This window comes from Idiomarina xiamenensis 10-D-4 (assembly GCF_000299895.1).
Taxonomy (GTDB): Bacteria; Pseudomonadota; Gammaproteobacteria; order Enterobacterales; family Alteromonadaceae; genus Idiomarina; species Idiomarina xiamenensis.
In genome coordinates, this window is sequence record NZ_AMRG01000001.1 from 220,851 (window position 1) to 241,363 (window position 20,513).

At 52.9% G+C, this 20,513-nt stretch carries 17 protein-coding genes and 1 other RNA gene; 12 read left to right on the forward strand and 6 right to left on the reverse strand.

Annotated elements, in window-relative coordinates; genetic code table 11:
* Nucleotides 1-25: 25 nt before the first annotated feature.
* The 4 genes from A10D4_RS00970 to phoU are packed head-to-tail and all read left to right on the forward strand — an operon-like array spanning nucleotide 26 to nucleotide 5,568.
* Nucleotides 26-2,275, forward strand: a complete 2,250-nt coding sequence (locus A10D4_RS00970; protein WP_008487142.1) for an ABC transporter permease subunit — start codon at nucleotides 26-28, stop codon at nucleotides 2,273-2,275.
* A gap of 17 nt (nucleotides 2,276-2,292) precedes the next feature.
* On the forward strand, nucleotides 2,293-3,951 hold the full coding sequence (pstA, locus tag A10D4_RS00975) for a phosphate ABC transporter permease PstA (protein WP_008487143.1): 1,659 nt from the start codon (nucleotides 2,293-2,295) through the stop codon (nucleotides 3,949-3,951).
* 43 nt (nucleotides 3,952-3,994) lie between these two features.
* Entirely contained in the window at nucleotides 3,995-4,813 is an 819-nt protein-coding gene (pstB, locus tag A10D4_RS00980; protein ID WP_008487144.1) for a phosphate ABC transporter ATP-binding protein PstB, read from the forward strand.
* 14 nt (nucleotides 4,814-4,827) lie between these two features.
* The gene (gene phoU / locus A10D4_RS00985; RefSeq protein ID WP_008487145.1) at nucleotides 4,828-5,568 is read left to right on the forward strand and encodes a phosphate signaling complex protein PhoU; all 741 of its coding nucleotides are present in this window, start codon (nucleotides 4,828-4,830) and stop codon (nucleotides 5,566-5,568) included.
* 47 nt (nucleotides 5,569-5,615) lie between these two features.
* Here the strand turns inward: phoU and serA are convergent, their stop codons facing one another.
* From serA to A10D4_RS01000, 3 genes are all read right to left on the reverse strand, one after another.
* Nucleotides 5,616-6,857: a phosphoglycerate dehydrogenase gene (gene serA / locus A10D4_RS00990; protein ID WP_008487146.1), complete on the reverse strand. Its 1,242-nt coding sequence runs from the start codon at nucleotides 6,855-6,857 to the stop codon at nucleotides 5,616-5,618.
* A gap of 33 nt (nucleotides 6,858-6,890) precedes the next feature.
* The gene (gene rpiA / locus A10D4_RS00995; RefSeq protein WP_008487148.1) at nucleotides 6,891-7,553 is read right to left on the reverse strand and encodes a ribose-5-phosphate isomerase RpiA; all 663 of its coding nucleotides are present in this window, start codon (nucleotides 7,551-7,553) and stop codon (nucleotides 6,891-6,893) included.
* A gap of 65 nt (nucleotides 7,554-7,618) precedes the next feature.
* The gene (locus tag A10D4_RS01000) at nucleotides 7,619-8,266 is read right to left on the reverse strand and encodes a 5-formyltetrahydrofolate cyclo-ligase (RefSeq protein ID WP_008487150.1); all 648 of its coding nucleotides are present in this window, start codon (nucleotides 8,264-8,266) and stop codon (nucleotides 7,619-7,621) included.
* 50 nt (nucleotides 8,267-8,316) lie between these two features.
* On the opposite strand from A10D4_RS01000, the gene A10D4_RS01005 reads away from it, so the two are divergent.
* Nucleotides 8,317-9,861, forward strand: coding sequence for an amidohydrolase family protein (locus A10D4_RS01005; protein ID WP_008487151.1), 1,545 nt, complete (start codon nucleotides 8,317-8,319; stop codon nucleotides 9,859-9,861).
* Between the two features lie 22 nt (nucleotides 9,862-9,883).
* On the opposite strand, the gene ssrS is transcribed toward A10D4_RS01005, so the two are convergent.
* Nucleotides 9,884-10,068: non-coding RNA, 6S RNA (gene ssrS, locus A10D4_RS13815), on the reverse strand.
* A gap of 24 nt (nucleotides 10,069-10,092) precedes the next feature.
* Entirely contained in the window at nucleotides 10,093-10,401 is a 309-nt protein-coding gene (gene zapA, locus A10D4_RS01010; RefSeq protein ID WP_008487152.1) for a cell division protein ZapA, read from the reverse strand.
* A 151-nt stretch (nucleotides 10,402-10,552) separates the two neighbouring features.
* Here zapA and A10D4_RS01015 point away from each other — a divergent pair, with 151 nt between their 5' ends.
* The 4 genes from A10D4_RS01015 (at nucleotide 10,553) to A10D4_RS01030 (ending at nucleotide 14,917) form a co-directional block, all read left to right on the forward strand.
* Nucleotides 10,553-11,125, forward strand: coding sequence for a UPF0149 family protein (locus tag A10D4_RS01015; protein WP_008487153.1), 573 nt, complete (start codon nucleotides 10,553-10,555; stop codon nucleotides 11,123-11,125).
* A gap of 64 nt (nucleotides 11,126-11,189) precedes the next feature.
* Entirely contained in the window at nucleotides 11,190-12,521 is a 1,332-nt protein-coding gene (pepP, locus tag A10D4_RS01020; protein ID WP_008487154.1) for a Xaa-Pro aminopeptidase, read from the forward strand.
* Nucleotides 12,500-13,690: a 2-octaprenyl-6-methoxyphenyl hydroxylase gene (ubiH, locus tag A10D4_RS01025; protein WP_008487155.1), complete on the forward strand. Its 1,191-nt coding sequence runs from the start codon at nucleotides 12,500-12,502 to the stop codon at nucleotides 13,688-13,690. The genes pepP and ubiH overlap by 22 nt, the downstream gene beginning before the upstream one ends.
* A gap of 15 nt (nucleotides 13,691-13,705) precedes the next feature.
* The gene (locus A10D4_RS01030) at nucleotides 13,706-14,917 is read left to right on the forward strand and encodes an FAD-dependent oxidoreductase (RefSeq protein ID WP_008487157.1); all 1,212 of its coding nucleotides are present in this window, start codon (nucleotides 13,706-13,708) and stop codon (nucleotides 14,915-14,917) included.
* 3 nt (nucleotides 14,918-14,920) lie between these two features.
* Here the strand turns inward: A10D4_RS01030 and A10D4_RS01035 are convergent, their stop codons facing one another.
* Nucleotides 14,921-15,811: a LysR family transcriptional regulator gene (locus A10D4_RS01035; protein WP_237738508.1), complete on the reverse strand. Its 891-nt coding sequence runs from the start codon at nucleotides 15,809-15,811 to the stop codon at nucleotides 14,921-14,923.
* A gap of 173 nt (nucleotides 15,812-15,984) precedes the next feature.
* Here A10D4_RS01035 and gcvT point away from each other — a divergent pair, with 173 nt between their 5' ends.
* The 3 genes from gcvT (at nucleotide 15,985) to gcvP (ending at nucleotide 20,499) form a co-directional block, all read left to right on the forward strand.
* Nucleotides 15,985-17,064, forward strand: a complete 1,080-nt coding sequence (gene gcvT, locus A10D4_RS01040) for a glycine cleavage system aminomethyltransferase GcvT (RefSeq protein ID WP_008487160.1) — start codon at nucleotides 15,985-15,987, stop codon at nucleotides 17,062-17,064.
* A gap of 53 nt (nucleotides 17,065-17,117) precedes the next feature.
* Nucleotides 17,118-17,507, forward strand: coding sequence for a glycine cleavage system protein GcvH (gene gcvH, locus A10D4_RS01045; protein WP_008487161.1), 390 nt, complete (start codon nucleotides 17,118-17,120; stop codon nucleotides 17,505-17,507).
* Nucleotides 17,508-17,613: 106 nt separating this feature from the next.
* Complete coding sequence (gene gcvP, locus A10D4_RS01050) at nucleotides 17,614-20,499, forward strand: aminomethyl-transferring glycine dehydrogenase (protein ID WP_008487165.1); 2,886 nt, start codon at nucleotides 17,614-17,616, stop codon at nucleotides 20,497-20,499.
* Nucleotides 20,500-20,513 lie beyond the last annotated feature (14 nt).

The following is a 20,513-nucleotide window of genomic DNA, read 5'->3' on the forward strand; positions in this document are numbered from 1 at the left end:
ACTTTAAAATGGTTAGAGGTATTTCATGGCTTCCAACTCGTCGAAATACTTAGCAGCAAATCGCAGCCGCTTGCTCAAAGATCGCATGGCCCGCTGGGGTGTGACCTTAGGCGGTAGCATGGTATTAATCGCGCTGCTGATGATTTTCTTCTACTTATTATACGTCGTAGAACCCATTTTTCGCTCAGTCAAGGTTGAGCCGTTAACAGATTTTGCGGCGCCAGGCCAAGGCCAAACGCTGGCACTGGGCATGGAAGAGCAAGGCGAAATTGGTTATCGCTTTGACGACCAAGGGCTGGTGACCTTTTTTGCGGTTCAGGATAAACCCTCGCAGCAACGTCAGGCGGGGCAGGTACTGTTACAACAGCAATTGCTCGATGCGGCTGACATTACTGCCTTTGACGCGACGCTGCCGGTCAATAATCGCTATGTTTACGCGATGAGCGGTGGTCGAGCACTGATCGTACAGCCAAAGTTTAGTGTTAGCTTTCCTAACAATGAGCGCTTAATTGAACCTTATGTCGAGGTGCTGAACGACGGCCAACCGTTATTGATTGACCAGCAGCAACGCCAGTTAAACCAGCTCGTCTATGAGTATGACGACGCCACCATGCAGTTCGCTGCGGTGACCGCGGCAGGCGATTTACTGCTGACCCGTTTTAATGCCAATGAAGACTTTTTAACCGGTGCCGTCACGCTTGAGGCGAGCTATCAGCAAATTCCCTTTAACGGTGTCATTGACGAGCTGGAAATGACACCCGACCTACGCCAGTTGATGGTGCGTCGTGGTGAGCGTATTCACGTTTATGATGTTAGCAGCGATGGTAATGTCAGCGAACGTCAGTTGCTCATTTCAGACAATAAAGCCATGGGTAAAATCACTACCGTGGAGTTATTGGCTGGGGCGTCCTCGATTATCATTGGTCACGACAGCGGTAAGATCTCACAATGGTTTCAGGTGGCTTCTGATGAAGGCCGGAATTATCAGTTTATTCGTAGCTTTGATAGCGGTAACAGTGCGGTTAAAGCGCTGGTGGTGGAATACTATCGACGCACATTTTACAGCGTGGCCGCCGATGGTGAACTGAATATCTTCCACACCACCTCCGAGGCTGATTTGTATCATCAACGTCCAGCCGGTGTGGCGGTACAGCAAGCGGTTATCGATCCGCGTGCTAATCACTTGCTAGCGTTAAGCGACGGCCGTCTGCATCTGTTTGACGTCGATAACGAACATCCCGAGGTGACTTGGAGCGGTTTATGGCATGAGGTCTGGTACGAGGGCTATCCCGAGCCGCAATATACTTGGCAGTCGACCTCCGGCTCCGATGACTTTGAACCCAAGTTCAGTTTAGTACCCATTTCGTTTGGTACCATCAAAGCGGCTGCCTACGCCATGTTATTTGCTGTACCTATCGGCTTGGCCGCCGCAGTTTACACAGCCTACTTTATGTCGCCGTCGGTGCGTAAAGCGGTTAAGCCCACGGTTGAAATCATGGAAGCCTTACCGACCGTTATCTTGGGCTTTTTGGCGGGGCTCTGGTTAGCGCCCTTGGTCGAACAATATCTGCCGGGAATGATGGCGGTTCTGGTGTTGGTGCCGTTAGCCATCATTGCCACCGCATTTATCTGGAGCCGCTTGCCGACCCATATCCGCAGTAAAGTGAGCGATGGTCGTGCGGCCTTGCTACTGATGCCAATTATTTTGCTGGTTGGCTACTTTGCCTTTGGCATGAGCCCGCTGATCGAGGACTGGCTGTTTGATGGCAACGTGCGTGGTTACCTCACCAATGAACTGGGCATCACCTTTGATCAACGCAACTCGTTGGTGGTCGGTATTGCCATGGGATTTGCCGTGATCCCGACCATTTTCTCGATTGCCGAAGATGCCGTCTTTAGTGTGCCGAAGCATTTAACTCAGGGCTCGTTGGCGTTAGGCGCTACGCCTTGGCAGACGCTCACGCGAGTGGTGTTGTTAACCGCCAGTCCAGGGATTTTCTCGGCCATTATGATGGGCTTGGGGCGCGCCGTCGGCGAAACCATGATTGTATTAATGGCGACCGGTAACACGCCGATCATGGATTGGAATATTTTTGAGGGAATGCGCACCTTGTCGGCCAACATAGCGGTTGAAATGCCTGAATCGGAAGTCGGCAGTTCACATTATCGCATCCTGTTCTTGGCGGCCTTCGTGCTGTTTATCTTCACTTTCATCTTCAACACAGCAGCTGAATTTGTGCGCCAACGCCTGCGCGACAAATACAGTTCCATGTAAACGGCGAGAGGTTAAACATGAATAAGTGGTTTAAAACCGGCAAGCCATGGATTTGGTTAACAGCAGGCGCAGTGAGTGTCAGTTTGATTGCGGTGCTGGGATTGCTGTTGTTGATCGGCTGGCGCGGGCTATCATTCTTTTGGCCTGCGGCTATTCACGAATTTCAAGTAACGGCTGCCGATGGTAGCCAACGTACGCTGATCGGCGAGGTATACGACAGCGAGGAAATCCCGGTCACGCGGTTAGAAGAATCCGGCGTATTTTTAGAAAACTACGAGCACCTGACGGTCGAGCGTTACTTGGTGAAAATCGGTAACCGTGAGTTTGTGCCGTTGGATTTTACTTGGGTACTAGAGACATCGATTAGCGCCGACCAACAGCCGGCAGATCTGGCAGTGTTAGAGCGCAGCAAGGACGGTAATTTTTATGGCTACGTGACCGATGTACTAGAAAATGGCGAATCCGTAGTCGATGATCCGGCCCAGTTAAGAAGCCTTTTATTTGAACGCATCGAACGTGCGGTGGCGCTCAATGAACAAGCCACAGAGCTTGAAGAAGGCGAGATCAATCACATCAACTATCAGCTCAACGAATTGCGTCTTGAGCGGCGCTCGCTGGAGTTAAAGGGCGAGTTAGACGCCACTGCCGAACAGCGCATTGCTGAGCAACAAGCGGCCTTGCGCGAACAATACCGTGAGGTCGAAAAGCATCTGTTTGATTTTCGTGAGCAAGCGCGTCGTGATGCGGTGGTGATGCGTGACATGCGCGGCGAACAAGTGCGCATTCCGATGTACCGGGTGTTGGACGCCAACTTTCCAAATGACATGAATGTGTTTGAAAAGACCGGACACTTTTTTGCACAAATTGGTAAATTTGTTAGCCAAGATCCGCGCGAAGCGAACACCGAGGGTGGCGTATTCCCGGCCATTTTCGGCACCGTTTTTATGGTGCTGTTGATGTCGATTATCGTGACCCCGTTTGGTGTGATTGCCGCGATTTATCTGCACGAATATGCCAAACGCAACGCGGTGACTAAAATTATTCGTATTGCCGTCATCAACTTAGCCGGTGTGCCGTCGATTGTGTATGGCGTGTTCGGTTTAGGTTTCTTTGTCTATATGGTCGGTGGCTCGTTAGATCAGCTGTTTTATCCCGAAGCGTTACCCAGCCCAACCTTTGGTACACCGGGCGTATTATGGTCGGCGCTAACACTTGCCATCTTGACCCTGCCGGTAGTGATTGTTTCGACCGAGGAAGGTTTATCGCGTATTCCTAGCTCGGTGCGCGAGGGTAGCTTAGCGTTAGGTGCGACCAAAGCTGAAACCATCTGGCGTATTATCGTGCCAATGGCGTCGCCGGCCATTATGACCGGTTTGATTTTAGCGGTCGCCCGTGCCGCTGGCGAAGTGGCACCACTGATGTTGGTGGGAGTGGTGAAGTCGGCGCCGATGTTACCGGTAGACGGTAACTTCCCGTACTTCCATCTAGACCGTAAATTTATGCATTTAGGCTTTCATATCTACGATGTCGGCTTTCAGAGCCCCAACGTCGAAGCAGCACGACCACTGGTTTATGCAACCTCATTCCTGTTGGTCACGGTCATTATTGGCCTAAACTTAACCGCGATAGGGGTACGTAACCACCTGCGCGAAAAATACCGTGCGCTTGAACAGTAAGTCGACACGAATTTCAGATTAAGACGAGAGTAAGGTGAGTTATATGATTTCGGTTACTCCGAACACAAGCAATACAGAAACGCTTGATTTAGCGAACTTAACAACCGAACAAACGGCGTTAACCATTAATGACCTGAATTTGTATTACGGTGAAAATCAGGCGCTACATCAAGTGTCGATGGCCATCCCGAAAAACCGGGTAACCGCGTTTATCGGCCCATCGGGCTGCGGTAAATCAACGCTGTTACGTTGTATTAATCGCATGAATGACTTGGTCGAGATTTGTCGCATTGAAGGCGAGATCAAGCTGCACGACAAAAATATTTACGATAAAGATGTCGATGTGGCGGCCTTGCGTCGACGCATTGGTATGGTGTTTCAGCGACCCAATCCGTTCCCTAAGTCGATTTACGAGAACGTGGTCTACGGCATGCGCTTAATGGGTGTCAGTGACCGCCGCGTACTCGACGAAGTGGTAGAGAACTCGTTAAAGGGTGCGGCGCTATGGGACGAAGTTAAAGATCGTCTGAATGATAGTGCGTTCAGCTTATCCGGCGGTCAGCAACAGCGGCTGGTAATCGCCCGTTCCATCGCCATTGAACCGGAAGTGTTGTTGTTAGACGAACCGACCTCGGCATTGGATCCTATTTCGACGCTGACCATCGAAGAGCTGATCACCGAGTTAAAAGCCAAGTACACCGTGGTTATCGTTACCCATAACATGCAACAAGCGGCGCGGGTATCGGACCAAACCGCCTTTATGTATATGGGCAAACTGATTGAGTACGCCGATACCAATACGTTATTTACCACGCCGTCAGAAAAGAAAACTGAAGACTACATTACGGGTCGTTACGGTTAATAGGAGCGATGCAAATGGATGCCAATTTAAACACCAGTAAACACATTTCTGGCAAATTTAACGAAGAGCTAGAAGCGGTTCGTAATAAAGTATTGAGCATGGGCGGCTTGGTCGAGCAACAGCTGCACAATGCCTTAATGGCGATTGAGAACTCTGACCAAGAGTTGGCCGAGCGGGTGCTAAGCAGCGACCATCGAGTCAACGATTTCGAGGTACAAATCGACGAAGCTTGTATTCAAATCATCGCTAAACGGCAGCCAGCTGCCAGCGATTTGCGTTTGGTTATCGCGATTTTCCGTACTATTGCTGACCTCGAACGCATTGGCGATGAAGCCGAGCGTATCGCGCGCGTGGCCAAAGAAAGCTTTAACAAGGACCAGCAGCAATTTTTGATCAGTCTGGAAAACCTCGGCTCGCAAGTGTTAGCAATGCTGCATAAAGTCTTGGATGCGTTTGCTCGCATGGATATTGAAGCGGCATTAGAAGTGCATCAGCAAGACGCGCAGGCCGATCGTCAATATGAGGCGCTAACCCGCCAGCTGATGACCTACATGATGGAAGATCCGCGCGGTATTCCTAAGGTTATGGACGTGTTGTGGTCGGCGCGCTCGTTAGAACGCATCGGCGACCGCTGTCAGAACATCGCCGAGTACATCGTGTTCTTTGCCAAGGGTAAAGACGTGCGCCATGTCTCGCCAGAGTCGATGGAGCGCACGGTCAAAGGTAGCGCGAGCAACAAGCCCGCGTCAGACTAAGTGAGCGGTAGCGCCGACTAATGTAGCGGTCACTAATGTAGCCGTGACTAATAAAGTACCCGGGTACGAATAGTGCCCGGGATATCTCGTAGCCGTTGTACCACCTCATCAGCGACTTTCGCTTCTGGGTCGATATCGACGTCAATCACCACATAACCGACTTTTTCGTCGGTCTGTAAATACTGACCCGACACGTTAATATCTAAATCGGCCATGATCTGGTTGACCGCGGTCAGCATACCCGGGCGATTTTCGTGAATATGCAGTAAACGCCGCGAGGTGGCGTGTGTCGGTAAGCTAACTTCGGGGAAGTTAACCGCCGATAGTGTCGAGCCGTTATCGGAATAACGCACCAGCTTGCCCGCCACCTCAATACCGATATTGGCTTGTGCCTCCATGGTGGAGCCGCCGACATGTGGCGTTAATAAACACTGGGCAATACCGCGCAACGGCGATTCGAAGACCTCGTTGTTACTACTTGGCTCTTGTGGAAATACGTCAATAGCGGCGCCACTCAGTTGTTCATTTTTGAGGGCACTGGCGAGCGCATCGATGTCGACCACGGTGCCGCGTGACGCGTTAATCAACACGCTACTGGGCTTCATGGTGGCAATTTCTTTGGCACCGATAAGCCACTGGGTTTGCGGCGTTTCTGGCACATGCAGGGTGACTACGTCGGCTTGCTTTAACAAGCTCGGCAGGCTGGCCACCGCTTGTGCATTGCCCAGCGCCAACTTGTCCTCGATGTCGTAAAACCGCACCTGCATACCCAGTTGTTCAGCCAAAATACCTAACTGTGTACCAATGTGACCATAGCCGATGATACCCAAGACTTTGCCGCGAGCCTCGTACGAGCCCTGAGCAGACTTATCCCAACCGCCCTGATGAGCCGCCATATTTTTGGCTGGAATACGGCGCAACAGCATGATGATCTCGGCCAGCACCAATTCGGCGACACTGCGGGTGTTGCTAAAGGGCGCGTTAAACACCACCACGCCGCGCTCACGGGCGGCGTGCAAATCGACTTGGTTGGTACCAATACAAAAACAACCGACGGCGAGTAGCTTGTCGGCGTGCGCCAGCACTTTGGCGGTTAACTGCGTGCGTGAACGAATGCCGAGAAAATGCACTTGCTGGATTTTTTCGCAAAGTTGGTCTTCGTCAAGCGAACCCTTTATGTACTCAATATTGCTATAACCCTGACGCTCAAAGCTTTCGACGGCACTGGGGTGTACTCCTTCAAGGAGTAGGATCTGAATTTTATCTTTGGCTAACGATACGTCGCTCATGACGCGGTCCTGTGCAAGTGGCTGATCGCCGATTTAATCGGCATGGCGTTGGTCGACGCCGCTGGCGCTGGCAATCAAGGCGATGTCGGCGCCGCGTTGGGCAAACAGACCGTTGGTCACCACACCCACGATGTTATTCAATTGTTGCTCAAGTTTCATCGGTTCAAGGATAGTTAAATTGTGAATATCCAAAATAAGGTTGCCGTTATCGGTGACAAAACCCTCACGCCAAACCGGATCGCCACCCAATTTAACGATTTCGCGGGCGACATAAGAACGCGCCATCGGCAGCACTTCAACGGGCAACGGAAAACGACCTAAAACATCGACCAGTTTTGACTCATCGGCGATACAAACAAAGCGTTTGGCAACTGCGGCGATGACTTTTTCGCGGGTTAACGCACCGCCACCGCCTTTGATCATTTGCAGGTGAGCGGTGATTTCATCGGCACCGTCGACATACACCGGAATGTCGGCAGTATGATTGAGCTCAATAACCTCAATGCCGTGTTCTTGTAAGCGTTGAGTTGACGCCTCCGAACTCGATACCGCACCGGCGATGTCATCTTTCATGGTTGCTAGGGCATCGATAAAGTAATTCACGGTAGAGCCGGTGCCGACACCGACGATGGTGTTGGGTTCGATGAATTCTAGCGCAGCTTGTGCGGCTTGTTGTTTCAGTTGTTTGGCGTCCATTAATAATTGCTCGTCGTTAGTTAGGCGTTAGTTGGTTAAAGGCCAAAAATTTGCTTATTGGCTCATTAAGCGTTGTCGCTAGGCGAACCACTGTCAAACCGGTAATAGCGTGTTGGCGTCACAATTAAAGGTAAGGGGACATCCCAAGCGGCACTGGGTAAGCGCTCGACTTGTTGACAGTCATATGCCAAGCCCGCTACCTGTAGCTGTGGGTAGCGGCCAAAAGTACGGTCATAAAAGCCACCACCCATGCCCAATCGCTGACCCTGCTGATCAAAACCGACCAGTGGTGTGAACAGCCAATCAATTTGCGCTAAAGGCACGACCTTACGGCAGTCTAGTTGTGGCTCGGCAATACCAAAGCGATTTAAGTTCAGCGCTTGCTGACCATCATCGTGTAAAAACAGCAGTTGGCCTCGATTAATCGGGTGTAATACCGGTAACAGCAGGCGCTGTCCATGCTGCCGTAGCGCTTGTAGTAATGGCTCGGTATTCAATTCGTCGGCAAAGCTGTGATACAGCGCTACGGTCAATTTAGCCGGTGACGACGCGAGTAGCGGCAACACTTGCTCGACCAGTCGTTGCGCTGCCTGCTGGCGTTGTTGCGGCGATAACGCCGCGCGGCGTTGCTTCAGCTGCTGGCGTAATTGCTGACGCTGTGCTTGGTCAGTTGCTGGCAATTGCCGCTGACGCTGGCTGTTGCTATGCTGCATGAATTATCAGCACCTTAACTCAATATTATAATAAAACCTTAGGATACCTTATGCGCACGCTGATCACGATCATCTGTTTGCTGTTTTTTGTTACCCAAGCTTTGGCCGCACCACCTAAAGCGCCGCCGCGCGAGCGTGGTGACGGACCCTATGAACGTTTGATTTTACGGGGTGTGACGCTGGTTAACGGTGAGGGTGCGCCACCTTATGGGCCGGTCGATATCGTCATTGAGGATGACCGCATCACGGAAATTGTCAGCGTCGGTAACCCGGGCATGCCGATTAAAGCTGAGCGGCGGCCACAAGCCGAGGCCGGTGATAAAGAAATGGATTTGCGTGGTCATTATGTGCTGCCCGGTTTTATCGATATGCACGGTCATATCGGCGGCTCGGCCGAGGGTATTCCTGCCGAATATGTACTGAAGCTGTGGCTAGCGCATGGCATCACCACGGTACGCGAACCGGGTAGTTTTAACGGCTACGACTGGGTCCAGTGGCATCAGCAGCAGGCTGAGAAAAACGCCATTGCTTCGCCACGCATTGTGCCTTACGTCGGCTTTGGGCAAGGTTGGGAGGCGCCCATTTTTGGCGCCGACGACGCCCGTGACTGGGTGCGTTTTATCGCCAAACAAGGCGCTGCCGGTATTAAGTTTTTTGGGGCTTCGCCAAAAGTCATGCAAGCGGCACTGGATGAGGCTCAGCAGCAAGGCCTAGGCACCATGATGCACCACGCGCAGCTTAACGTGGTGCGTATGAACGCTTTAGATTCGGCACGTTTAGGGTTAACCTCAATGGAGCATTGGTACGGCTTGCCCGAAGCGTTATTTACCGAACAGGTGATTCAGAATTATCCGGCTAATTACAACTACAATAACGAGCAAGACCGTTTTGCCGAGGCGGGTAAGCTCTGGCAACAAGCGGCTAAGCCCGGTTCGGAAAGATGGAACGCGGTGCGCGATGAAATGATTGCGCTAGATTTTACCATCGACCCGACATTAACGATTTACGAAGCCAGTCGTGACCTAATGCGCGAGCGTCAAGCAGTTTGGCACGAGCAATATACCTTGCCGCAGTTGTGGGACTTCTTTCAACCCAGCCGTTATGCACACGGCTCATACTGGTTTGACTGGACCACCGACGAAGAGATCCAATGGAAGCAAAACTACCGCATTTGGATGCAGTTTTTAAACGACTATAAAAACCACGGTGGCCGCGTCACCACCGGTTCGGATTCCGGTTATATCTATAAGGTTTACGGTTTTGGTTTTATTCGTGAACTGGAGTTACTGCGCGAAGCGGGCTTTAACCCATTAGAAGTGATTCGCGCCGCCACCTTGTCTGGCGCCGAAGCGCTGGGCATGGAGGAGGACATTGGTACGGTATCGGTGGGCAAAAAAGCCGATTTGATCATTGCCGACGAAAACCCGTTACACAACTTTAAGTTATTGTATGGCACCGGCCATTTTCGCTTAGACGATAATAACCAACCGGTGCGTAAGCGGGCCTTACAGTACACCATCAAAGACGGTGTCGTTTACCGCGTCGATGAATTGCTTGAAGACGTGCGCAAGCTGGTGCAAGAGGCCAAACAGTAATATCCGATTGTACCTAAGAGGGTGGTTCCCCAGAATGCCGCTGCGTGGCTGTAGCCCTTGAACCCATTGGTTCAAGGCGGGGAGCGATTGGTATCCGTCGTAGGCTTCCCGGTACTTGCCGGGCTTGCTCATGACGGGCCAGCGATCCCCTGATTAAAAAGCATCGGCTCAGGGACATTAGCCTGCTGGCGTACATCCCAGGGAACCCTAAACAGGTATACGAATTAATGCTTAACGACGATCATGTCGTTGTTCACTAATCGCTTGTTCGATAGTGGCTTGCAGTAATTCGATTTTTTCTTCTAAAGCGGCATGGCGCTCGGCCTGCTCGGCTTGATCTTGCATCCACTCATGACACAGGTTAAGCGCGGTCATCACCGCCAACTGTTCCATGTTGGTGAGCTTAGTGCGTTGACGGGTTTCTTCCAGACGTTGGTTGAGGTTGTCTGCCGCACGCTGTAACGCCGACTCTTGTCCATCTGGACAGCTGACCCGATAATTGCGGTCGAGTAAATGAATATCCATAGTACGGCCAGTCATCGCTCACATCCTTCCTGATGGTCGTTTTAACACTATTATGGCATGCCCGACGGGGTGTTGTCAGCTAGCGCCTGCGTAAAGCCAGTGTTAGGATGTGTGCTACTGACTTTATTTTCAAGGCCGCTTTTGGTCAATAAGCGTAAGAAAGATTATGTCGACAACGCAAAGCTTTAATTATGATCGTTTGAACGAACTGTTCGAGCGTTACGAGTTACTTTCCTCACCGGCAGAAATTCACGGCACCTTGGCCGGCTTAGTCGCCAGTGGCAGCAGTATTGAAGGCGAAGACTGGCTCACCCTGATGAGCGATTTGGCCAACGAAGGCCAGCCGTTCCATCCCGAGCTGACAAAAACGTTGAAAAACTTGATGCAGGACATCTGCGCGGCATTGCGCGACCCGGATTTGGGTTTTCAATTGCTGCTACCTGAGGATAATGCTCCTTTACCAGAACGTTTACAGGCGTTGGTCAATTGGGTGCAATCATTCTTAGTCGGGTTTGGTATTAACCAACAAAATCTTGCCAACGTCTCTAGCGATTTGCGCGAGGTTATCGACGATATGGTCGAAATTGCCAAAGTCGATTTTGAAGTTGACGACGGTGAAGACGCCGAACACGCCTATTACGAAATACTCGAATATTTACGGGTGTCGGCGATCATGTGTTTTAGCGAGCTGGGTAACTCGCAAGGTGGCGATTGTAAAACCCAAAAGACGCTACACTAAAGCGTCTGCAACCATGAATGGCAACCGCCATTCGATGTTTTACCGCGATCGATAAAGAGGTTTGATGGTGAGTTTAACGACAACTGATTACCAACGCCGTCGGCAGGCGTTATTAAAGCAACTGCCAGCCGATAGTATTGCCGTCATCGCGGCGGCCAGCGAAGTGACCCGCAGCCGCGATACCGAATTTCCGTTCCGTCAGAACAGCGACTTTTTTTACTTAACCGGTTTTAACGAGCCGGATGCGTTATTAGTGTTGGCACCGCAGGCCAACACACCGGTGACGCTGTTTTGTCAGCCCTCCGATGCCGACGCCGAAGTTTGGCACGGCCGTCGTTTAGGCGTCGATGCGGCGCTGGATAAGTTGGGTGTCGATGCCGCTTACAGCACCGATACCATTGACGAACACTTGTTTGAGTTGCTGAACGGTGTACATACTGTATTCAGTTGCCACGGTGACAACGCTGAGTTAGACCAGCTACTTTGGCAATTAAGCGATGGTTTGCGCCAGACTCCCAAAAAGGGCAATAAAGCACCGCAACAATTCAGCGATTTGCGACCCTTGCTACACGAAATGCGGCTGATAAAAAGCGCTAAAGAGCTGGATATCATGCGCCGCGCCGCCAGCATTACCGTTGCCGCCTTTAAGCGCGCCATGCACTATGCTCAGGTCGGACGTTACGAGTATCAGGTAGCGGCCGAGCTACACCACGAATTTGCCAGCCAGGGTGCCTTGCATCCCGCTTATGGCACCATTTGCGGCGGTGGCGATAACGCCTGCATTTTGCACTACACCGAGAATAGCGCCGAACTACGCGATGGTGATCTGCTGTTAATCGACGCTGGTGCTGAGTATCAGGGCTATGCCGCAGACATTACACGCACCTTTCCGGTCAACGGCCGCTTTAGTGAACCGCAAAAACAACTGTATGAATTGGTACTGAAAGCGCAACAGGCGGCTTTTGACGAGGTCAAGCCGGGCAGTAACCTGATTGCCGCGCAACAGGCGGCAGCCAAGGTGATCACCCAAGGTTTGCTGGAGTTAGGAATATTATCCGGAACTTTCGACGATAATTGGCGAAAATCGACTTGGAAACGCTTCTTTATTCATGGTTTAGGGCATTGGCTTGGACTCGACGTGCATGATGTTGGCGAATATCAACGCCAAGGCCAACCACGACCGTTTCAGGCGGGAATGGTGTTGACCATCGAACCGGGCATTTATATTCCGTTGCAGGCTGAGGTTGACGGTGTCGCCGTCGACAAAAAATGGTGTGGTATCGGCATTCGTATCGAAGACGATTTAATCGTTACCGCCGATGGTTACGAAAACATGACGGCGGCGGTGTCCAAAACCGTGGCCGAGGTAGAACAATGGCTGGCGCAACGCGGGTAGATTATCAACTGCTGATCGCCGGTGGTGGCTTGGTCGGCGCACTACTGGCGCTGCTCAGTGCTCGCCAGCAGCCGCAGTGGCGGGTAGCGGTAGTCGAGCCGCAAGCATTGGGTGCCAGTAACGATAAACGTACACTGGCACTAGCGGCGGGCTCGGTCGAGGCTCTGCAACGCGAGCAACTGTGGCAGCCCATTGCGCACGCAGCGCAACCGATTGAGCACATTCATATTAGTGACCGTGGCTTTGCCGGATTAACACTACTGCATGCCGAGCAGTTGGGCGTAACGGCCTTGGGTCAGGTCATTGCGGCGGCAACTCTGGGTGACTTGTTGTATCAGCAATGCCGACAACACCCTAACATCGATTGGCTCAGTGACTGCCGCGTTGATGACGTACAGCTAACCGAGGCGGCAGCCGCAGTCAGCTTAAGTGATGGCCGTTGTTTACACAGTGCGCTAGTGGTTGGCGCCGATGGTCAACATTCGCAGGTGGCGAAGGCGTTAAAGTTACCCATGCAACAAAGCGATTACCAACAAGTCGGCGTCATCGCTAACATCGATGTCGACCGCGACCTGCAGGGCTGGGCTTATGAGCGTTTTACCGAAACCGGACCGTTAGCATTGCTGCCGGTTGGACCGCGCCAAGCCTCGCTGGTGTGGAGCCTGCATGATGATGCGGCGGCGGATATGTTGGACGTTTCTGATGAGGTGTTTTTACGCACCTGCCAGCGTGCCTTCGGTTATCGCGCTGGACGCTTTGTCGGCTTGGGGCCACGTTACAGTTTTCCGTTAAAGCTGCAGCAAGCGCCGCAGTTTACCGCACATCGTGCGTTATTAATGGGCAATGCCGCACACGCGCTACACCCCATTGCCGGTCAGGGTTTTAATTTGGGCTTACGCGACGTGACTAGCCTGCTGGACTGCTGGCGTCAGCAACCGCCGACAGACCACCTTGATAGCGGCAGTTTTGCCGTGCTGCATGATTATAAACTGCGGCGTGAAGCCGATTATGGTCGCATTATCGGCTTTACCGACACCTTGGTGCGCAGTTTTTCTAACCGTTATGCACCCTTGGTTTTCGGTCGCAACTTAGCATTATTAGCCATCGACCATCTGGCACCCGCGCGACGTCGGTTAGCCACCTTGGCGATGGGAAAACTGGACAATTAAAGTAGGACACAAGGCATGAACCAAGCGCAGTCGATTGTCATTGTTGGCGCCGGTATGATTGGCTTAAGTTGTGCGGTGGCGTTGGCCCAGGCCGGACATCAGGTGACCGTGGTTGAGCGCGGTCAACGACCGGACGATGACAACAGCGACGATGCTTTACCGTTGCTGCGGGTGAGCGCCATTAATCACCGCAGTCGCGCCTGGCTCAGTCAGTTGCAAGTGTGGCAACAGTTGCCAACGGCACGCTTAGGTCCGTATCAGGCGATGCAGGTGTGGGATAAAGACAGTTTTGCTCAGATCGATTTTGCCGCCAATGAGGTGGGTGCCGACGACTTAGGAGCGATTGTTGAAAACGCGGTGCTGGAGCAAGCGTTATGGGATCGTGCCGAGCAAGTCGGTGTCACCATCATCGCTGACGCCCAGTTAGAAGCCGAGCCGCAAGCCGCCTTAAACGATGATTTTGTGCCCGGCCAACGCTTGCAGTTGCAAGTCGTCAGCGCCGCTGGCGCAAGCAAGACCACGCTGTTAGCCGACTTACTGATTGCCGCCGACGGTGGTCGCTCACAATGGCGCCAACGGTTAGCGTTGCCGTTAACGGCGTGGGATTATCAACAACAAGCCTTGGTCGCCGCGATCCGCTGCCAGCGACCTCATCAAGGCGTGGCGCGGCAGGTATTTTTAGCACACGGACCGTTGGCATTATTACCGCTGGCGGATGGCCAACAATGTTCCATCGTTTGGTCGCAAGACAACGCCGAAGCCGAACGCTTACAGGCCTTGTCACCCGAGCGGCTCATGCGTGAGCTGCAAATTGCCAGCGATAACGTGCTGGGCGAATGTCAATTGTTGGGCGAATGTCGGGCGTTTCCTTTACGCATGCAATACAGCCGCCAGTGGCACCGCGGCCATGTGGTGTTGGTCGGCGATGCCGCTCATACCATTCATCCATTGGCAGGACAGGGCGCTAATTTGGGCTTAGCCGACGCCGAACGCTTAACCGAGCTACTGACGCAACAGCCATTACCGCGCTGGGGGCGGGCGCTGGGCGAGTATCAGGCCGAACGCAAAGCCGCGGCGCTAACCATGATTGCTGCCATGGAAGCCTTTAAACGCGGTTTTCATGGGCAACAACTGTTGCCGAAATTGTTACGCGGTATGGCTTTGCAGGTGGCCGACAAGGTCTCGCCGTTAAAACGTCTGCTAACCCGTGCCGCGCTGGGTCAATAACGCTTAAATGCGTTCGCGCAGGAACACCGCCAGTTGACTGGCCGCCGGATTATCGCTGGCGCGTTGTTTCAGCACCAAATTGACCCGGCCTAATTCCGGTAGTGCCGTTGAGCCGCTAGCGCTATTGATTGTTTTGCTGCTGGGCAGTCGGGTAAAATTATCTGGCACCGCGCTGTCGGCTAGCACCGTCACTCCCAAACCGCTGTGCAACGCCGCCTTTAAACCGGAAAAGTCGGCGTTGGTGTAGCTAATGCGCCACGCCTGCTGACACTTTTTTAGCGCCTGTAACGCGCGCCGCCGGTAAATGCAGCCGTCCGGCGCCACCACCAAACTCACCGGCGCGTTTTTGGCCAGCGGTGGCATCAACGAACTAACCACCCAGACTAGGCTCTCTTGCTTTAACAGCTCGTCTTTGCGGACTTGCTGCGTCGGCTCTTGCAGCGCTACTACCACATCATAATCGTGCTCATCGTCTTGTTGTAGCAACTGTTCACTGAGCGCCGAGGTTACCTCTAGCGTGACCTGCGGATAAGACTGTGCAAATTGTCCCAACACCCGTGGCAAGAGGGTACTGGCGAACTCGCTAGGAATGCCGAGTCGCACACGCCCCGCCAGCGACGGCTGTTGAAACTGCGCAAAGACTCGGTCATTCAGGTTCAACAGTTGTCGTGCCGAGGCATACAGTGCCTCGCCGGCAGCGGTTAACTGCATGCGACCACGTTGGCGGGTTAGTAAGCGCGCGCCTAATTGTTCTTCCAGCTTTTGCAGTTGCAGGCTAATGGCCGGCTGTGAGCGTCCCAACTGCTGACCGGCGGCGGTGTAACTGTTTAAATCAACCACGCTGGTAAAGGCGCGCAGCGCGTCTAAAGACAGGTGTTTCATCGGTACCGACATCGGTTTGGCCTCGGCTGGAGCAGTGCTGCTAATAATGAATATAAATAGTGTAAAGCCAATTATTAACTTTTTAAATGGCATTATAAGTAATATTGATTTGTTGTTGGCGCCGTCCGGCTCTATAATTCCAGCCTGATTTTTCAGCCGCCAGCAACCATGAGGAAACATCCGTTATGGCGAATAGAACTCCGCTTTATGACGCACACGTCGCAGCCGGTGCGAAAATGGTCGACTTCCACGGCTGGGATATGCCATTAAACTATGGTTCACAAATCGAAGAACACCACGCGGTACGCCGCGACGCCGGTGTCTTTGACGTATCGCACATGACCATCGTCGACGTTTCTGGCGATCAGGCGCAAGCCTTCTTACGTTATTTGTTGGCCAACGATGTGGCAAAATTGTCACAGCCCGGCAAGGCACAATACACCAGCATGTTGAACGATAACGGCGGTGTGATCGACGATCTGATCGTTTATTATTTCGACGACACCAACTACCGCTTAGTGGTCAACTCGGCCACCCGCGAGCGAGATTTAGGTTGGATCAATAAAGTCGCGAGCGAGTTTGAAGTCAGCGTAAAAGAGCGCGATGACTTTGCCATGGTTGCCCTGCAAGGCCCCAACGCGGCGGCCAAGCTGGCGCAAATCTTAGACGCCCAGCAATTTGCCAACATCGACGGCATGAAGCCGTTCTTTGGTAAGCAGGTTGATCAATATTTTATTGCCACCACTGGCTATACCGGCGAGAAAGGTTATGAGATCATCGTTCCCGCCGCCGAAATCGTTAGTCTCTGGGATGCACTGTTACAGGCCGATGTGGCGCCTTGTGGTTTAGGCGCGCGCGATACCCTGCGCTTAGAAGCCGGGATGAACCTGTATGGACAAGATATGGACGAAAACGTCTCGCCGTTGGCGGCCAACATGGGCTGGAGTGTGGCGTTTGAACCGAGCGACCGTGACTTTATTGGTCGTGCTGCGTTAGAAGCGCAAAAAGCCGCAGGCACTGAGAAGCTTGTTGGCTTGGTGATGGAAGAACGTGGCGTACTCCGTCATGGACAAAAGGTTATCGTCGATGGCGGCGAGGGCATCATCACCTCAGGCACCTTCTCGCCGACGCTGGGTTTTTCGATTGCGATGGCACGGGTGCCGCAACCGGTTGGCGATAGTGCGGAAGTGGAAATGCGGAAAAAATTGGTTAAAGTAAAAGTGGTTAAACCAAGCTTTGTCCGTAACGGCACATCGGTTCTCTAACATTACGTATTAACACATAAAGCGCTGGCGTGGCCGGCACAGAGGGAAACATTATGAGCAACATTCCTGCTGAACTAAAGTACGCATCAACGCACGAGTGGATCCGTGACGAGGGTGACGGCACCTTTACCGTCGGTATTTCTGAGCACGCTCAAGAGCTGCTGGGCGACATGGTTTTTGTCGAGCTGCCAGAAGTTGGCGCAACTTACGCCGCTGGTGACGACTGCGCCGTGGCTGAGTCGGTCAAAGCGGCGTCAGACATCTACGCACCGATCGCCGGTGAAATCGTCGCGGTTAACGAAGATTTAGAAGATGCACCAGAAACCGTCAACAACGACCCATATGGTGACGGTTGGTTGTTCCGCATCAAAGCCGACGATGCTAGCGAAATTGAGAATCTGCTTGACGCCAACGGTTACCAAGCGGTTGTCGACGAAGACTAATTTTATTGCATTGCTGTTGCGGTTAGCAACCGGACGTAACAAGCGAAAGAACCCCGGTGTAGCACCGGGGTTTTGCGTTTAACCCACAACGTACAGGGCCGAGGTAATGACCAGTACCACGCTGAAACAACTTGAACATCAGGATGAATTTATTGGCCGTCATATTGGGCCAGGTGCCGACGAGCAACGCGACATGCTTGCTGCATTGGGCGCCGACTCGCTGGAAGCGCTGACTAAAGATACCGTACCGGGCGCCGTGTTGCGCGACCCCTTCCTGAGCATCGGTGAGCCACAAAGCGAACGTGATGCACTGGCGCGCTTGCGCGAGATCGCCAGCAAAAACCGCGTCTTCAAGTCGTACATTGGTATGGGTTATTACGACACCCTGACGCCGAACGTGATCCTCCGCAATGTGTTGGAAAACCCAGGTTGGTACACCGCTTATACGCCGTATCAGCCAGAAGTGGCACAAGGCCGCTTAGAAGCCTTGTTGAACTTCCAGCAAATGACCATGGATCTAACCGGTTTAGATTTGGCTAGCGCGTCGTTGTTAGACGAAGCCACCGCCGCCGCCGAAGCCATGGGTATGGCTAAGCGTGTCAGCAAAAATAAAAAGTCGAATGCGTTCTATGTTGCCGATAACGTCTTTCCACAAACCATCGACGTGGTAAAAACGCGCGCCGAGTATTTTGGTTTTGAGGTGATTGTCGGGCCAGCGCGCGAAGCCACCGACCACGACGTGTTTGGTGCCTTGTTGCAATACCCTGATCGCGAAGGTCAACTGCACAACATCGAGCAATTGATCGGCGAACTGCGCGATAATAACGCCATTGTTGCTGTCGCCAGCGATTTAATGAGCTTGGTGCTGTTAAAATCACCGGGCGAGATGGGCGCCGATATGGTGTTCGGTTCGGCGCAGCGCTTTGGCGTACCGATGGGCTACGGTGGTCCACACGCGGCCTTCTTTGCTACCCGCGATAAGTTCAAGCGCTCGTTGCCGGGCCGTATTATCGGTGTTTCAAAAGACAGCCGCGGCAACGCCGCATTACGTATGGCGATGCAAACCCGCGAACAACATATCCGTCGCGAAAAAGCCAACTCGAATATCTGTACCGCGCAAGTATTGTTAGCCAACATGGCGTCGTTTTATGCCGTTTATCACGGCCCGCAAGGCTTAAAAACCATCGCTTCGCGTATTCATCGGTTAACCGATATCGTCGCCTTGGGCTTGCAGGACAAAGGTATCAAACTACATACCAGCCATTGGTTCGACACCCTGACCTTTAGCGTTAGCGACGCCAGCGATGTGCTAGCACGCGCTAAAGCCGCCGAAATCAACCTTCGCGTCGATGGCGAAGGCGTATTCGGTCTGAGTATCGACGAAGCGAAAACCCGTGCCGACGTCGAGCGTTTATTTGACGTGATTTTGGGCAGCGAACACGGTCTGGATGTCGATACCCTGGATGGTCGGGTAGCGGCTGCTGAAGTGGAATCGATTCCGGCGGCGTTGCAACGGGAAAGCGAGATCCTAACGCATCCGGTATTTAACCGTTATCACTCAGAAACCAACATGCTGCGTTACATCAAGCAGTTGGAAAACAAAGATTTGGCCTTGAACCACAGCATGATCTCGCTGGGCTCTTGTACCATGAAGCTGAACGCGACCGCCGAAATGATCCCGGTTACGTGGCCGGAGTTTGCCCAGCTACACCCGTTCTGTCCGGTCGACCAAGCGGCGGGTTATCAAGAGTTAATCGGTACCCTGTCAGACTGGCTGTTAGACATTACCGGCTACGACGCCATGTCGATGCAACCGAACTCGGGTGCGCAGGGTGAGTACGCTGGCCTGTTGGCGATTCAGAAGTACCATGAAAGCCGTGGTGATGCGCATCGCAACATCTGTTTGATCCCGAGCTCGGCGCACGGTACTAACCCGGCGTCGGCGCAAATGATGAACATGAAAGTGGTGGTGGTCGATTGCGATAAGCACGGTAACGTCGATATCGCCGACCTGAAAGCCAAAGCGGCAGACGCGGGCGATAACCTGTCTTGCTTGATGGTCACTTATCCGTCTACTCACGGCGTTTACGAAGAAGGTATCCGCGAAGTCTGTGAAGTGGTGCATAGCTTCGGTGGCCAGGTGTATATGGACGGCGCCAACATGAACGCGCAGGTGGGCGTTACCTCACCGGGTTCGATTGGTTCTGATGTCTCGCACTTAAACCTGCACAAAACCTTCTGCATTCCGCACGGTGGCGGCGGTCCGGGTATGGGGCCAATCGGTGTTAAACAGCACCTAGCCGAGTTTTTGCCTAACCATACGCAAATCAACATCGAGGGCACGGCGCGCGCTAACGGCGCGGTATCGGCGGCACCTTATGGTAGCGCCAGTATTTTGCCAATCTCGTGGATGTACATTGTGATGATGGGCAGCCGTGGCTTGCGTCAGGCGACCGAAGTGGCGATTTTGAACGCTAACTACGTGGCTAAGCACTTAAGCCCGCATTTCCCGATCTTGTATAAAGGCCGTAACGACCGTGTCGCGCACGAGTGCATCATCGACTTGCGTCCGCTCAAAGACGCCTCAGGCATCTCTGAAATGGACGTGGCGAAGCGTTTGCAAGACTATGGCTTCCACTCACCGACCATGAGCTTCCCAGTAGCCGGTACGCTGATGGTCGAGCCGACCGAGTCAGAGTCAAAAGCCGAGCTGGACCGCTTTATCGAAGCCATGGTATCGATCAAGCAAGAAGCCGACAAAGTGGCGAGCGGCGAATGGTCAGCGGACAACAACCCGCTGCACAACGCACCGCACACGCTGGCCGATATCGTTGACAACAACTGGGATCGTCCTTACTCACGCGAACTGGCCGCCTATCCAGTAGCCGCCGTCAGCGTCGACAAGTTCTGGCCTACCGTCAACCGCATCGACGACGTCTTCGGCGACCGCAACCTGATGTGCTCATGCCCACCGATCGAGGAATATCGGTAGGGGGTATTGGCGAG